We start from the raw sequence: 15,719 nt of genomic DNA on the forward strand, positions 1-15,719 counted from the left end.
TTTAAGCTTTCGTTTACTAAGAAGTGGTTTAGAATGCCATTGCAAATGGAATAAAAAGGTTCATGACTTAAAAGAAGTTAGGAATATCCATTTTTCCCATTTTCAGGCTTCCACCGAAAAGTAGTTTCAAAAATTTTGCCACTGGTATTTTGTGCAAATAGGAAAATATTTAAAAATGTAAATAGTAAAACTAAATAGGACTTATCAAATTTCATGGATCTGCTTTTTCTCTCATTAAATGCCTCAGGTAATATACTGAAATACTTCTAAAAAACTATCACCATAAAGTACAATTTGTTTAAGGGGAAAGGATAAATAACCATTAATTAAACTTTTCCTTGGTTTGAATTTGAGTTGAAGGTCAAGCGTTTTAGCTTTCGGAACACTAGATTGGTTGCCGGCAATTAAATAAAAATAAGCTGCCCTGTTTACCCGAATTACTGCGCTGTCAAGAATCTCGACAATATTTTATCTGCTTTCCATCTAATATCTAGCATCGAATTTAGTTGCCCATAGCAAATGGGCATTTTAGAATAGTTTTCTAAATTTCGATAAAGTGGATAGAAAGGTGCAATTGTAAATTACACCTGGGTAGGAATTCAAAAAAATCAACTCAGGTAGACGAATGTAGTGCAATAAACAAATTATTGAAAAAGTTTATTGCAGAAACGAGTGAAACAGTTCCATAAATTTCTATCTGTAAAAGAACATAGATCCTTACTTTAGCCAACACTAAGCCTATTTTCTCAACCGGAAAAATTCTTTCCAAGGTTGAGATTTGGTGGTAGAATTACTAATTCCACCGCCAATGTAAGCAGTGCCATCAGTTATAAAGGCAAATCCTTCGTGTTTGCTAAAATGGCCATATCTATAGAAGCTTACCCAACTATCTGATAGAGGGTCATATTCCCAAACATAGGCATCTCTATCCGTAAGGTATCCCTTTCCATTCAGCGAAAAACTCAAATCTCTGTGGTAAGCATCTGGAAGATCGGCCATCTGCTCCCATCGATCCTCACTGGGGCTGTACCTCCAGAAATCGTGATGACCGTTAGATAAATCTCCACCTGCTAGGTAAGCTTGGTTATTAATAACAAAAGTTGAAGGCCTCCTGACTCCTAATGAAGGGATTGTAATATCTTTGAGTCGAACCCAAGTATTCGTCTCAATGTCATATCGGTAGAAATCCTTATAATAGGTTGTACTTCCGAAACTAGAAATCTTGCCCGCACCCAGATAAACGTGATTTCCGATACAGAACATAGCACTAACGTATCTTTTATATCCGGGAAAATCCTTCAATTCTCTCCATTGCTTACTCACAGGGTCAAATTCCCAAAAATTATTTTTTTCAGTAGTTAAGTAGACATATCCCTTTTTCTCATTGTTGGAACTTGACCCATTGTACTCTGAAGCAAATGGCAAATCACTTTTGGTCCAAGCTTCGCTATTCGGATCAAATTCCCAAAGATTTCTATCTCTACTGTCATAGGAGATGGACAAAACATACCCGTTGTCAGGAAAGGAGAAAGTTCCAATGCCTCTATAAAAATAAAAAGATAATGAATTACTGATCATTACCCATTTGTCAGTTATACAAATATCTCTGTCCGTCTCAACAATCACATCCGAAACCTGTACTTTTATTTTGGATTTACTCTTGGGAAAGGGGCCGTGGGGAACCTTCAATTGTAGATTTTTCTTATCTCCACCTATAATTTCCGCCTTAGTATCCCCGAAAAACACGTTGTTTTTATTAAAATTGGGATGAAAGTTATCACCTTTGATATCAATTTGGGTATCAGAGTCTGCGCATGCCGGAAATTCAAAAATTTCAGGCGGTAGCAGGGAGAATAATTGCTCGGATATTACTTCCTGTACTTGACTCTTTATTTTAATTACGGTAGTGCCCACCTGAAGATCATCGGGAACGACAAATTTTATTTCATCTCTGGTACTTGAGATAGAGATGGCTTTGATATCCCCAAGCCAAACTTCGTTTTGAGTAGGAATAGTATCAAAATGAGCGCCTTGAACCGTGATAATATCCCTAAATGTGGCGCTTTCAGGAGTAATTTTTTGAATTTCAGGAGTATGAAGTTCGAAGGATGTATCAGTAGACTTATCTAAAACTGTTACCGTTAATTGCATTTTATCAGTTGGCAGGTTTGCAGGTACTTTCACATAAATAGCAGTATCCACTACATAATAAGTTTCTGAATAGGTGTCCCCAAATTTCACCTGAGTATAGGAACGGTTGGTGCCAAAATTCTTACCATATATAATAATTTCTTCTCCAAGGTGCCCTTTTTCAGGATTTATCCGATCAATTTCCGGGGGAACACTCCCATTAGAATAAAATGGCTTAATATCGTCAAATTGATAGTCATCGTCAACGGTTATATAGGCTCCGAAATAGTAAATTTCAGCGCCTTTCAAGCCCACTGTCAAATCATGTGTAAAGGTTCCTGATTCAATGGGCCTACCTAAGGACAACCTATTGTTATAAGGCGATATTAAAAGAGAGTCTTGCCCATAAATGAAACCATGATCTGTAATGCGTTCTGGACCTGTTAAAAGTCCGCTGAAAGTGGCCCCACCTATTTCTTTGACGGCTACAACCCCAGTTTCTATCGTAGGTTCAGAAGGTAGCGTTGGTTCTTCTTCACTACAACTATAGAATAAAGAAATACAAGAGATTAGCAAAGCGATTTTTACGAAATTGAGCGATTTCATGCTAAAAAAATTTTGCTTTTTACCGAGAATTCGAGTTTCCATTCTTTGTCTGGAAGAATTGTTTAATTATTATTTGACAGCAATGCTGGTAAGTGCCCATTTACCCGATCCGGGCTGGGTTGGATTTGAGGAATGGTTTAGAATAAAATATTCGGTACTTTGGGCATTAAAAAAACCGAAGCGTGTATGGGATTTTAGTAATTGAAAATTTCCATTTGAATTATCAACTAAAAAATTTGGCAAAGGTGTCTCTTCTAATAATTGAAAATTGGAGTCGAATATAGCCAGCATATCCTGTTTATTCCCAACCTTATGGATTCCGTAGATTCTGCTGATTTTGGGAGAATGGTTGATGGTTAAAAAATAATCGCCTGATGAGGTCTTACCCAGATAGGTAAAGTCAAATAAATTATCCTCGGATATCCTAAATACATTGCCGGTTCTTGCGAAGAAATGGTTTCCGGATTCAGGTATCCAAATATCACCCCCAATCTTATAACCAGGATGATACGGTGCCTTAGATGTAAGTTCAGCTATGCCGTTAGAGATGTCTAATTTATATACATTGTCAATATTCACCCCAAAAACATATTTTTCCGATGGGTGTAAGGAAAGTTTAGTTTTTTCGTCTATGGAAACACCAAATGACCACTGGCCTTGATTGTTATCCAAATTTAAATTATAAAGCGACCCTCCATGTTGATATCCGGCAGGGTTAATGTAAATATAGTTGTCTGGTCCTGCTACAAGATCAAACATCTCAAAAGGGAGGCCCGTTTGTTTCAGGACTTTTTCTTGTTCCAAATCGACCACGGAAACTGCTGCTATATGTCCTACCACAGCATGCCTGCCGTCCGGATGAAGTGATACTGCAGTTGCCGGAATACCTAACTCCACTGACTTTATTGTTTGGTTTGAGCCATCAATTAGTAACAGTGAATTGTTATTTGATGCCGCTACTATTTTATCCAGAGCATTGCTATACTCCGCATCCACTATCCCTACATCCAACAACCATTTTTGCTCCGTGTATGAAATAATTTCAACGTATAATTGTTTAAATATTTCCTTGTCTGTTTGGAGGTAAATTGTTGATGGAAAAACGCCTTCCGGTAATTCTTCTTTGAATACAGTTATTTTCGGATTAATGGATTCTCCTGGAGCCAGTATTCCATTAAAGGGAGAAATCATGTAATAATCGGTTGTGGTGGACACATTCCATTCTAGCGGGACATTTCCTGTATTTATAATTTCAAATTCCCCAGAACTCTCCAAGTGATTTATAAAAACAGTCGTTTTAGATAGATCCATGCCCGGTATAGGCTCGATATCATCTTCGTCAAGTTGGCATCCAAAGACGATTATAAGCAATCCAAAAAATTGGCAGCCAAAAAAAAGGTGGTTCCTCCACATATGGGCTATAAAAATGATCGGTTGGTAATAATATAAAAACTTTTTTCTACAGTTCACAAATATAATCAACTTATTATTTAATTTCGCAAACGATAAATTAATATTTTTGTATGCGTATAGGACGTAGTTTTTTGATTGTCCAACTGGTTTTTGCCTTTTTATTTTCTATAAGTTGTACTGAAGATTTAGAAGAGACGCCGACTTTTCAGGGTCATATTTTTGGGTATGTTACATCTTCAGGAGTCGGCTTGCAAGGTGTACAGGTCTCCGTTCAGTCTGGGAATATGGAACACCAGGCAACCACAAATGCATTTGGAAGATACCAGATCAAAAACTTGGATGGAGGTGACTATACAATAAATTTTTCCAAAGAAAATTATATCGGGCGTTCGGAAAAAATCAGTGTTTCAGGAAGTATTATAAACGAGAAGAGCGTTTCCCTAGAAGCTGGCAACGTAGAAATTTCTGTTTCAAATGAGGTGATTAATGCTTCCGTGGTTAACGGCGAAATTAAACTTTCTGTGGAATCCAATGCTATTTGGACTGCAACATCAGTCGATACATGGCTAAGTGTATCGGAAGATAGTAAAATTGGGATAGGTACTATTCTAGTAAAATGGGATAGTAATGAGGAAGGGCCGGAAAATCGAACAGGTCAAATCAAAATTTTGGCTGGCAATGTGGAGAAAGTGATTGAGGTCTTTCAAGCACTTCCTTCCAGAATTTTAAGCGTCGAGGGAATAGTTGGTGAAAGCCTATCTGAAACCAAAAGTCGCGTTCAAATCCAATTTAACGGAGAGGTAAATATTAAACGAATCACCTCTATATTTACAGGTTGCTTAGGCGAAGTGTCCGAAGCCTCCTACAATACTGAGGGGGATTTAGCCACCTTTATTTATGGCTGTGGCAGATTAGGATTCTCCTATCCTTTTCACATTGAGTGGGAAGATCAATATGGAAATTTATTTATTGATGAATTCCGCGCTGAGTTTTTTTCCAAGTCCTTGCAATTGAATGGGATGATTGCCAGCAGGTTTAATGTCCCGGATGAGGACAGCCAATGGGTACTTACCCAAAGCCCCGATAAAATTTATAAGATTGACCTGTCTACCTTAACCATTCTCAAGGAGTTTCCTTGGACCCCTTCAAGCCAATACAATAGTATCATCACATTAAATCCATATAACCAACTATTATACGTGGGGGGAAGATCTGAAATAGCGGTAGTGGATCCCAATTCCGGAATAGTTATGGAAAGACTTGCCTTACCTAGCGTGCCATTAAGACCAGAAAATGACTATAGAGTAGTGGAAATGGCGTTCAAAAACGATGGCATGGGCATCTTTACATGTTATATAGCCGGTACTAGTGGATCAGAATGGTTTATGATTGATTCAACCGATGACAACCGAATTTTTTCCCATCCGCAAAATGGATACGGCGAAGACAAATACCACAATGTCAGATCACTAGAGGCAAGCCCTGACCAAAACAGCCTATATTTTTATGCTAGAGGACATTTCACCTACGGCTTAATGAAACTCGGACAGAATGGGAGCCCTTTAATCACTGTCAAGGCCTTAACAGGAATGGCATCCTTCAATCAAGTGCTATATAATAGAGTTGAGGATATCATTGTTTTGGTACATCAATCTGATATTAGTGTGTTGGTTAATAATAATTACCTTGATTGGGGCCATAAGGCTAAAATTCTTTCCGCCGATTTTGCCTATAATGGAGTTTCCGATACTCATTTTTATGGGATTGAGGAATATGGTGATTTATTTTTATTTGACTTTACCACAGGGGAAATCGTAAAAAGATTCCCTAGTTTTGGAGCGATCTGGAGAAATATAACGGTTACATTGGATGGGAAATACCTTATTGCACAAAAAGATCAAATTGATTCCAATGCACCGGCAAATAAAATCACTTCATACCTGGTTCGGTTTCCCACTACACAATTAAGATAGATTGGGCAAATAGAGTCGGTTTGCAACCTCCGTTTACGCAGCGATTACAGCAAACCAGCTAACATATTTTGAACAACATGTCTTTGATTCATATCAACGACTTCACGACACACCTACATGTAAGTGCCTGATTCCCTATAAATAGAACGATTATTAATTATATTTATAATATAAATCTTCCTTTCACTCTTTAATCCTTTCATACTCAAACTCTATTTTACTCCTTACAACACCTTCTTCAGGATTGTCTTCCAATGAATCTATTTCAAAAAGTTGAAAATAAAATTTATCCCTTCCCCTATATTTTTCTGGGACTGGAAGTGTAAATATGCCATCATTAGAAATACTTTCTCCAATAGTTTTAATTTCTCCATTATGATCTTGTATCCCCATAGAAACACAACTACATCAAAGTACTGGTTAAGGCTTTTGACATTAAAATTATAATTGGATTCCATTATTTCATATTGGATTAAATGATCTATTACTTCTCCCTCGAGGCTATAAGAAAGGAAATCAATTAAAACATCTTCCTCATAATATGCTTTCATTTTTAAGTTCCCTTGCTCATAATATGAATAAAAATCACCATTCAAGTTTCCATTGTAATAGGTCATTTTAGATTTTATCTTTCCGAACGGATAATAATTAACATTGGCACCATGCAATTCGTTGTTCTTAAAACTGGATGATTGAAAAACTCTTCCATTTTCATCATAGTATTTAACATTTCCATTTTTTACCCCACCTGGGTTTAATGGCACAATAAACCCACTAGAGGAGGAAGAAAGCGTGATGGATTAACTACACTTAGGCAAGGGCACCCTATCCTTTCAACTAAATTATTAGAAAAATATCATATTATTTTATTTTAGTTAAATTCCATACCATTGTCTTAAATTACCTGAAATAATATGAATGAAACTATAATAGTGATTAAAAGTGAATTGGAAGAGTTACAATACTCTAAGGATGCCATTTTGGATATGATGAATTTGCTAAAGAAAGCTATTGAACTATCAAAGGCAGAAAATCCAGATAGGAGAAATAATCCATTTCTAAATGATCTAATACAAACCAAAGAAAAAGAATTGAGTGAATTATTGGATGAAGGTATATCAGAAAAAGAAAGAGAAAGAAGATTTGAAAATGCTAAATCGCACTTTATGGCAGATTTAATTGAAAATTTACGTAAATACCAATAATCCACTTCAATCAAGCCTTTTTAATGCAGCGATTTTTAGCACTAGCTTATAAATCTTTTTCAGGTCTTTCTACTATCATTTTGAGCAGTTTCTTGGTAATCCTTTTTTTTGAAATCTCGAAACAGTATTCATCCCCCAATGTGGCCATGTCGTAATGCACGATTTCTGCAGTAAGTTAAGTTCTCCAAGATAAACCCCTGTAATCTTTTCACGAAAACACATCACCCAGCCTACCACTTGGGGTATTAAAAAATACGGAATTCCTATATTGCTCATATGACAAGCCTTCCTCACAACTAATAATAGTTTATCTCCACAGGGATTACAAATGAATACTGAACGTTTAAAGAACAAACCTTGAAACAGTTTCAATGCCATTTTTGAGCCTTAGCTTAATAGTGTTCGGAATTTTAAACTTTCGTTTATTAAGATCTGCTTTAGTATACCATTGTAAATGGCTAAAATAGGATTACGATTTTCAAGAAGGTTATAAATAAAAGGGTGTATTGGATACTACACCCAGGGAGGGGAAACCAATAATCATAATTAAGGATCAATTGACAAGGATATTTCACTATAAACTAGACCATAAGTTGCTAAACATCTAATTGTTTCAAGACATATTGATGCTTAGCTGTAATTATTCTTCTCAACCTTATCTAAATTTAAGAAAAACTATAATGTTTTCAACAAAATAAAGTTTAAGTTTTACAAAAAAATTTAGAGAAAGATTCCTTTTAAATTATGTGTCTTTTTTTTTGATTTTCATTGATGATTTTTTTCCGGATGATTTGCTACTAAAATGAGCGCATGAACCAAGACCGGGTTTTCACTATAAGAGCTTAGGGCATTTTTTTTAAAATATTTTCTGGATTTTGTATTTTATAACTACGGTAAGACAAATCAAGCCCTACTTAAAGCTTTTAAAGAAAAGGATAAATTGATGCATTCTGTTTCTCCGGAAATACTTCCCCGGAAAAAACATCTCGAAATTATTTTATCTCCTTTCCATCTAATACCTAGGGTCGGTTTTAGTTGGCCATTGCAAATGGCCATTTTAGAATGGTTTCCTAAATTTCATTAAGATGGATAGAAAGATGTAATTGCAAATTACACCTAGGTGGGTTGGCATCCTCCCCTTACACAGCGATAGCGGTAGACCTACTATCATCTTTTACATAACCTGTTTTTAATCCACATCAAGGAATACACGACACACCTACAAGCAGTCTGAGCAGCCCAGTAGGATAAGCTATTGCCATTTCTCAGGATCTTCCCGAGTGCCTAAAACGGCTAAAACAATCACTTTCTTACCTTCTACAAGAAAATAAATGGCCTACGGAAAATGTTTTATCAAAGAAAATCGAATAATGTTGTACCTAACCTGATAATTAAGTGGGTTCCTAGTAATCAAATCCAGCTTTTCTTCAACCTCATCCAAAAATCGTAATCCTAAACCTTGCTGCTTTTTCTCGTACCATTGTGCAGACCTTAAAATGTCAAGTTCTGCTTCTGGCTTAATGATACAAGTAAATTTCATAGCTGACTTTTAATTCGGGCTTTTACTTCCTCCCAGCTAGATCCTGTTGATGGGTTAGTCTTATGTGCTGTTATTCTTTCATCTAATATTTTTTTATGTTTATCACACAGCTCATAATTCTCTTCTTTCATGTCTGCCTGTACCATGGCATACATTAAGTTAATAAAGCGATCATCCGCTTTATTAATGTATTCATGTAGTAATTCTCTGATTTGTGCTGCTCCCATGATTATTTCCTTTTCCACAAAATAACGATTATTTAACATTTTTAGGTTCATTTTAATTAATGATATTGATTCAGCGACTTTCTCTGGTCTTGCATGCTTACTCTTTTGAAGCGTTCTGTTATGGCAATGCTGTTGTGGCTGACGTACTTCAATCAATAATATTCCTTTGCCCGATCCGAAGGCCGATGGGTAAGCTTCTGACGCGGAATAAATTTTTATACCTGGAGTATTTCCTTCGTAAAGAGTTGACCAGGTCGCTGTCCAATTCTTTGATGTCCGGACTTCTAGGAATCACAAATAATCTTTTTCAATCAAGTCTAATTTTTATCATAAAAGTATAAATAATCTTCAGGTCTTTCCACTATCCTTTTGAGCAGTTTATTGTTGTTAAACTTATTGAAATCTCGAAACAGTATTCATCCCACAGTGTGTCGATCTAGCTATGCTCGATTTCTCGATTAAGTTAAGTTTTTCCAGGATAATGTCCCTGTAATCCTTTCTTGAAAAAACATCCGCCCAGTCCACCCATCGGACTGTTAAAAAATCGACATTTCCCGATCGCTGATTTGATAAGCCTTTCTCATAACTAAAAATAGGTTTTCTACACAGGCATTACTTATAATACTTTACAATTTGAGGACAAAGATTTGATCAGTTTGGGTGCCATTTTCGAGCCTTAGACCTATAGTGGTCAGAATTTTAAACTTTTGTTTCCTAAGAAGTACTTTAGTAAGCCATTGTAAATGGCCTTAAAGGGTTCACGACTTTAAAGGAGGTTAGGAATACTTGGGTGCAGTGGATATTACACCTAGTGGATGAATTATGTCGCCATATTGGTCTCTTGCCCTTTTAACCCATTTTTAACGTTTTGGCGTGTCAAATCTTATGGGCGTGCGCATAGCAATTGAAATGTTTTCACCGTCCTTTTGGGCAGGTGTCCATTGATGGGGGTAATCCCTAACTACCCGTAGGGCTTCTTCGGCCAGGGAGGCATAGACTTGTTCTGGATTCATAATTTCTGGATTTACGATGTTCCCCTCTTTATCCAACCAAAAGTAAATGTAGACCGTGCCACCCTTTCCCCTGTACAAGGCATTCAGAGGAAATTCCAAATTCTCAGCCAAATAATTATTCCAACCCACCATCCCTCCGTATGGGGTAGGCATAACTCCTTCAAGAGCAGCTGGAGGAGCTGTAGGATTTCCCTTCTCATCAAAAAATTCGACTTTTTCTTCTTCCCCTGACTTGGATACCCTCCTTGATTTCACAATACCATTGGGATAAAAACCAATTTCAAATTCATATGCCAAAACAAAATCCTTTTCCCTATAAGATTTTACGTTGCCCAATGAATCATATAAAAATGTTTTGCTCAGGGTTTCTTCCTTTTCCTCATCAAAATAAACAGTTTTCTTACTATAAATACTGTGGTCCAGGGTATATATCCCTGCCACCAGGCTGTCTTGATTTTCAAAAGATTGCTGATAATATTTTGCCTGGTATTTTGTGGTATCCGAAATAGGAAACTGGAACCTGTTTAAATAGCTAAATTCCTGGACCTAGGCATCGAGTGTCAACACCAGACCCAAGGTAAAAACAGAAAATATAAACGATCTAATTAAAAAACATATCATGTGCTTAAATTTATGTTTTAATAGATTAACGGTATAAAAATACTAAATTATACCTAAAAACCAACTTTATTAAAGACAAATCGGTTTACAACCAATCATTAATCACGATAAGCTTCCTGTTAGTTATCCAACACGGATACATGGAATTAGGGTGAACAAATCTGATAGGATTGTTTCGTGCGTAACTAAATGGACTAATGACTTGATAGAGTCGTTTGAAGAGATTTTTAAAGTCTATTGAGATGGATTACCGGATCCTGAGAGGAGCCGAAGAGGTAGGTATTTAGGATACGCTAACCCATGGCTTCGGCTCCGCTCAGCCACCGGTAGGATACTCCTTTGAGAACAGGTTAATATCACACCCTTACTAAAGATCGTATCCAAATGATTTCCATAAAACTGTAAACTTTTTTCAGGACGGGACACAATGCCAAACAAAAAAACTTAAGCAGTTTTATTAGCGATTTTTTTTCTTTTTCTCTTGAAAAAATTGAAGTTGATATTCCTGATCCTACTAAAGGGTGACAAACTATAATAGGTGACAATCAAAAAAATAACCCCTACCAATATGAATAGGTGCCCCCCCAACCCTGACATCTTCAATGTCCGACTATTTACTCCATAAGCTACCAACCCTTTTACAATCATTGCTCCCCCCATTAGAATAAACAATACGGAAACTGCCAAAGGGAAAATATATAGGCTGTTACTTTTCTTGGCCATCTCTCTCCTTATTTATTTTTCTTAGCGAACCTTTAAGTACCTCAATCCTTCATAAAAGACTTTTTTTACCTCCTTTTCTAGACTGTCTGCCCAAGCTGGATTGTTCTCGCCTCTGTAACTTGCAAATAATGCAAGTATATAGCCATGGGCTTCTGGGGAAAGCGGACTTGGACCCTTTTCAATATTCCACCCACTACTTAAATCCCCTGACCAAGTTTTCATTTTAGCAACCGAACTGTTCGCATTGAAAACTCCAAGGCCAAAAAACAAAAGCACCAGTTCCAGTATAACATCATCATCCGCATACTCCTTATCTTCCCTCCTTAATTTTAACCGAATGAGTTCAAACGCAATGGACACCACCAAACAACAGAAATCTTTTATATATCTGCTGTTAATCAATATCTCGGCACTTCCGTCAGAATATTCAGTGAATTTACTGGACGCAAACTCACCTCCATCCTCAGAAACCATCATAACTCCTGAGTCCAGAAAAACATCCCCTGTTTCATTGAATAATCCTAACTCAACTTGCCTTAAATCTACTTCCAGTATATCCCCCAGTTTCTGAAACAGTAGCTGGGTATAAAGCTCATCTCCTCTAAATACCTTACCCGTTATCTCTATGGGATTACTATAAATCTTTGAATTCAAAACAAACTCTTCTCCAAATTCCTGGATTAGATGAAAAAACCCGTTATCCAGCACAACCCTGTCTGGGTTTCTTATAGGACACTTGGGTTTATTCTTAAAAAGATTAATTACCTGCTCTAACCACATTGTTCCTCCTATTCTCTGTCTCATCAGGCTTTTGCCTTTTTAACATGTTCTCTATTATCCCCAATGGCGATGAGCCTGACAATACCTTAGAAAGCCCAATTTTCATTCTTTGCTCTTCATTTGGAAGCTGCCCAAACTCCTCAGGGGACAATCCTCCCCTCGCTCTTTCCATGACGCTATTTTCCCATTGTTCCTGTAGTCCCATGAGCTCCTGTGTCGTATTGTAATCATCCACAAAATAGTCCGCGCCAATGGAAACCTCAAACTTACCGACCTCATCAAATGATTCAATCTTTGTTATTGTCTTAGCATCATCTAGGATCTGGACAGTTAATTTGGCAGCATTGCCCCAAAGGTTTCCAAAGGTATGTGTATTGTCGAAATTTTCAGGTGGCCCTGCAGCAGGAGATGTCAAACCGTACATATTTTTCCCTTTCCCTCTACTCGTATGGAATTTTTGTATCTTTACAAGCGCCCCTTCACTTCTGCCAATTGTCGCAATACCAGAATTATGCATTTTTGCCGTCCGGTACAAAACCTTTTTAAGGTTTGACACATTGGCTACTCTTGGAGAATTTCTTAAAGCAGGCCCTGTCCCACCTGAGCAACATGGCATCATCCCATCCGGATCAATAAACCTTATAGGGTTATCAAACGCATAATTGTAGGGCGAATGTCTTGTCATTTGGTCTGCCATAGGATCCACAACTCCCCATCTTCCTATCACCGGATTCCCGATATGCGGGACAGGCTATACATCCTCGCCCCATAATCATAATACTCCAGCCCTTCGTCCTCGATCAGCTCTTTCCCATTATACAAATACTTATTCTCCTTGACACCACCATTCTGATACCCTAGCCCATTCAACTCCAAACCCCAAGGATTCCCGATACGCTATCGGGAAAGGCTATACGGTGTTTCCTGAATGGGGGGAGGTGGTACTAATTACCGTAAAGTCATCGAACCAGAGTTTCGTTGACCACGAGAGGCAATCTAACCTGAAAACAGTTTTTTAACTCCAAAAAAATAAATTACAGATAAAAAGCCTATGAAGATTAAAGATATAACCATGCCTGTCTTTTCCTTTCTTATTTCAAGAGGAAGCCTAGTAATATAACTTAAATGGGGAAAATTTGAATTATAACTAACTTCTATTGTGCTGTCAGCAGAAACCTGAAAATTCTCTTTATAATAAGTTTGAGCTACCTCTAATTTTTTATGAAACTCCATATCTCCAACATTATAGGAATAACGAATGCTTAAACTGTTCTCATCAGCACCATTTTCTAAAATTTCGTAATTCGTAGTCGTAGCCTTTCTAAAGCTAAATATTTCTAAAATTTCATTGTATCCTATTAACTTAAAAACTGAACTCAAAAGCATGCCACACCAAAAAAATACGCCTATTAAATAGACTATTTTTACTAACCTTTTAATCATCATTTTTTTGCTATTCTTGTATAACTTTAATTATCGATTCGGTAGTCATTGCACTTCCAGCAGAAATTTTGGTTATATTTGAGTTGGTAGCTTTAGTTGCATTAGCCATTCCATTTTTCATAGTTTCCGTTACCACATCAACATTAGCATTTATTACAGCTTGAGATTGCCCGGTTGAAGCTCCTATTTGTCTGATTGTTTTTGCTGTTTCCTCAATACTTTCACCCATGGTAGTTTTTAAAAAAAGAAGAGGTAGATGTTTCGACCATTTTCATAGTTTTACCAACAACACCCCCTAGCCCCCCTCCGATTGCTCCGGTTACAGCCCCTTCAATGGCTTTGCCTGCAAAGTCTTTAGTTCTGATATTCTTAGCTGCATTCAAAACACTTTCCCCCTTGTTATATCCTGCAACTACTTGCCCGGCAGCATCTCCTGCTATGCCCCCTGCAGCCCCGCCAACTGCACCACCAGCTGCACCTGCCAATACTACTACACCTAAAGTCCCCCCAGACGCAACAGTGGCACCCACAACTAGGTCAACTGTAGCCCCAGCAATAGCTCCTGAAACGGCTCCCTCGGTTGCTCCGGCTAAAACGTCGCCTCCCTTTTTATAAGCATTATAGGCACCAGCAACCCCTCCTACGACTGTTCCTACTATGGTTCCTATGAACCTTCCATCTGGGTCAATATATTTAATTGGATTATTTGCTACATAATTATACGCCGAGAGATCGAAATAAACCTCCGCTAAAGGATCCACCACTCCCCATCTTCCTATCACCGGGTCATACATCCTCGCCCCATAGTCGTATAGGTTGAGGTTCAGGTCAGAGATCAGTTCCTTCTCGTTATAGAGGTACTTATTTTCATTGACACCACCATTCTGATACCCTAGCCCAGTCAACTCAAGCCCCCAAGGGTCATAATGGGTTTCCTGGATCACAATTGAGGGGGTACGAGAAATACTAAAATCATCAAACCAAACGTCCTCAGCGGTTTCATTTACCAAGACGGTTTCCATGTATCCGTCTTGTGAAATATACAATTTTTCTTCTAAAATCTCATGCTGATTGGCCCCGGTAAGTCTTTTGTGAAACAATAGTGATATAGAAAACTACTTAACCACCTAATAGCTATTACAGAAATTTAACCATATAGTGGTCAAAATTTTAAACTTTATTTTACCAATTTGTGCTTTAGCATGCCATTGCAAATGGCTTAAATAGGATTACGATTTTCAAGGAGGTTTTGAATAAAAAGGTGTAGTGGACGACACCTAGCTTGGGGACTTGCCGGGCTTTTGGTAAATATCAAACAGATTAAAGCCTGTAATTGAGGAAAACAAAACTGCCAATACCAAATGTCCAAACTCCCAATACTATAAAGAATGTCATCCAACCAGATCCATTTTTTATATTCTTAGGGAGATTTTCAAACTCTTTAAAATATTCAAGATATCTATCTTCACGAAATGAAAATAAATAAGCAAAACCGTATGAAAAAATGGCCATAGCCGCAAAGTGAGCTAATGTTAGATTGAACTCTGTCCTTAAATAACCGGAAACAAAATTTACAATTCCAAAAGTCAACAGAAAGAACAACACCATATAATGGCCTCCTGACAATATACTACTTATCCCAACTTCTCGGTTGTCAAGTGCTTTAACGACTTCCTTTTCAGGATTGATAACCCCTCTTTTCTTATAACTTTCCCTAACCTTCTTGTTTTTTAAAAACAATAATACTGGATAGGTAAAGAACTTTTGAGTTCTTTTTTCAAACCTAAAAAGATTGTAAAAAACAATATTTGATAACCAAACCATTTTTTCTAATTTCTGTAATGGATCTCTTTTACTATTGCTCCTGCCGCCTCTGAGCCAATCCACCCACCGGCAACACCTCCAATTAGGGCTTCTTGCTGATTTATTAATTACCTGATAACCAGCGTAATAATTAACAAAAACATAACACAAAAACCCCGAATTTAGCTGTTTAAAGCTTTTTTCGGGGTTTTCTTTTTTGTATTTTAAGGTTGCAGAATAAA

At 37.2% G+C, this 15,719-nt stretch carries 14 protein-coding genes; 2 read left to right on the forward strand and 12 right to left on the reverse strand.

All coding sequences use genetic code 11. From position 1 onward, the window contains the following. Positions 1–738 precede the first annotated feature (738 nt). Together AC13EX_RS10155 and AC13EX_RS10160 are read right to left on the reverse strand one after the other, a co-directional pair. Positions 739–2,736, reverse strand: a complete 1,998-nt coding sequence (locus tag AC13EX_RS10155) for an IPT/TIG domain-containing protein (RefSeq protein ID WP_482892587.1) — start codon at positions 2,734–2,736, stop codon at positions 739–741. 69 nt (positions 2,737–2,805) lie between these two features. Continuing rightward, positions 2,806–4,047 (reverse strand): YncE family protein, encoded by a 1,242-nt coding sequence (locus AC13EX_RS10160; RefSeq protein ID WP_482892588.1) that lies wholly within the window; start codon positions 4,045–4,047, stop codon positions 2,806–2,808. A gap of 212 nt (positions 4,048–4,259) precedes the next feature. Here AC13EX_RS10160 and AC13EX_RS10165 point away from each other — a divergent pair, with 212 nt between their 5' ends. Continuing rightward, complete coding sequence (locus tag AC13EX_RS10165; protein WP_482892589.1) at positions 4,260–6,122, forward strand: carboxypeptidase regulatory-like domain-containing protein; 1,863 nt, start codon at positions 4,260–4,262, stop codon at positions 6,120–6,122. 260 nt (positions 6,123–6,382) lie between these two features. On the opposite strand, the gene AC13EX_RS10170 is transcribed toward AC13EX_RS10165, so the two are convergent. After that, complete coding sequence (locus AC13EX_RS10170) at positions 6,383–6,886, reverse strand: toxin-antitoxin system YwqK family antitoxin (protein ID WP_482892590.1); 504 nt, start codon at positions 6,884–6,886, stop codon at positions 6,383–6,385. 150 nt (positions 6,887–7,036) lie between these two features. Between AC13EX_RS10170 and AC13EX_RS10175 the strand changes: the two genes are divergently transcribed. After that, positions 7,037–7,327, forward strand: a complete 291-nt coding sequence (locus tag AC13EX_RS10175; protein WP_482892591.1) for a hypothetical protein — start codon at positions 7,037–7,039, stop codon at positions 7,325–7,327. A 1,336-nt stretch (positions 7,328–8,663) separates the two neighbouring features. Here the strand turns inward: AC13EX_RS10175 and AC13EX_RS10180 are convergent. From AC13EX_RS10180 to AC13EX_RS10220, 9 genes are all read right to left on the reverse strand, one after another. Further along, the gene (locus AC13EX_RS10180) at positions 8,664–8,867 is read right to left on the reverse strand and encodes a hypothetical protein (protein WP_482892592.1); all 204 of its coding nucleotides are present in this window, start codon (positions 8,865–8,867) and stop codon (positions 8,664–8,666) included. After that, positions 8,864–9,250: an addiction module protein gene (locus AC13EX_RS10185; RefSeq protein ID WP_482892593.1), complete on the reverse strand. Its 387-nt coding sequence runs from the start codon at positions 9,248–9,250 to the stop codon at positions 8,864–8,866. Before AC13EX_RS10185 ends, AC13EX_RS10180 begins: the two co-directional genes overlap by 4 nt. Positions 9,251–9,954: 704 nt before the next feature. Beyond that, on the reverse strand, positions 9,955–10,548 hold the full coding sequence (locus AC13EX_RS10190; protein WP_482892594.1) for an energy transducer TonB: 594 nt from the start codon (positions 10,546–10,548) through the stop codon (positions 9,955–9,957). A 924-nt stretch (positions 10,549–11,472) separates the two neighbouring features. Then, positions 11,473–12,255: a hypothetical protein gene (locus tag AC13EX_RS10195; RefSeq protein WP_482892595.1), complete on the reverse strand. Its 783-nt coding sequence runs from the start codon at positions 12,253–12,255 to the stop codon at positions 11,473–11,475. Further along, positions 12,209–12,958, reverse strand: coding sequence for a hypothetical protein (locus AC13EX_RS10200; protein ID WP_482892596.1), 750 nt, complete (start codon positions 12,956–12,958; stop codon positions 12,209–12,211). Before AC13EX_RS10200 ends, AC13EX_RS10195 begins: the two co-directional genes overlap by 47 nt. A 269-nt stretch (positions 12,959–13,227) precedes the next feature. After that, positions 13,228–13,677: a hypothetical protein gene (locus tag AC13EX_RS10205; RefSeq protein ID WP_482892597.1), complete on the reverse strand. Its 450-nt coding sequence runs from the start codon at positions 13,675–13,677 to the stop codon at positions 13,228–13,230. Between the two features lie 7 nt (positions 13,678–13,684). Then, positions 13,685–13,903: a hypothetical protein gene (locus AC13EX_RS10210; protein ID WP_482892598.1), complete on the reverse strand. Its 219-nt coding sequence runs from the start codon at positions 13,901–13,903 to the stop codon at positions 13,685–13,687. Next, positions 13,896–14,774, reverse strand: coding sequence for an RHS repeat-associated core domain-containing protein (locus AC13EX_RS10215; RefSeq protein ID WP_482892599.1), 879 nt, complete (start codon positions 14,772–14,774; stop codon positions 13,896–13,898). The genes AC13EX_RS10210 and AC13EX_RS10215 overlap by 8 nt, the downstream gene beginning before the upstream one ends. A gap of 220 nt (positions 14,775–14,994) precedes the next feature. Further along, the coding region (locus AC13EX_RS10220; protein ID WP_482892600.1) for a hypothetical protein at positions 14,995–15,719 on the reverse strand (725 nt) is incomplete at its 5' end.

It is taken from the genome of Cyclobacterium sp. L-R (genome assembly GCF_056859355.1).

Excerpts from the sequence above, each read along its gene's own strand:
- AC13EX_RS10155 (WP_482892587.1), bottom strand. The coding sequence starts at position 2,736 with ATGAAATCGCTCAATTTCGTAAAAATCGCTTTGCTAATCTCTTGTATT.
- AC13EX_RS10160 (WP_482892588.1), bottom strand. The coding sequence starts at position 4,047 with ATGGATCTATCTAAAACGACTGTTTTTATAAATCACTTGGAGAGTTCT.
- AC13EX_RS10165 (WP_482892589.1), top strand. The coding sequence starts at position 4,260 with ATGCGTATAGGACGTAGTTTTTTGATTGTCCAACTGGTTTTTGCCTTT.
- AC13EX_RS10175 (WP_482892591.1), top strand. The coding sequence starts at position 7,037 with ATGAATGAAACTATAATAGTGATTAAAAGTGAATTGGAAGAGTTACAA.
- AC13EX_RS10180 (WP_482892592.1), bottom strand. The coding sequence starts at position 8,867 with ATGAAATTTACTTGTATCATTAAGCCAGAAGCAGAACTTGACATTTTA.
- AC13EX_RS10195 (WP_482892595.1), bottom strand. The coding sequence starts at position 12,255 with ATGAGACAGAGAATAGGAGGAACAATGTGGTTAGAGCAGGTAATTAAT.
- AC13EX_RS10205 (WP_482892597.1), bottom strand. The coding sequence starts at position 13,677 with ATGATGATTAAAAGGTTAGTAAAAATAGTCTATTTAATAGGCGTATTT.
- AC13EX_RS10210 (WP_482892598.1), bottom strand. The coding sequence starts at position 13,903 with ATGGGTGAAAGTATTGAGGAAACAGCAAAAACAATCAGACAAATAGGA.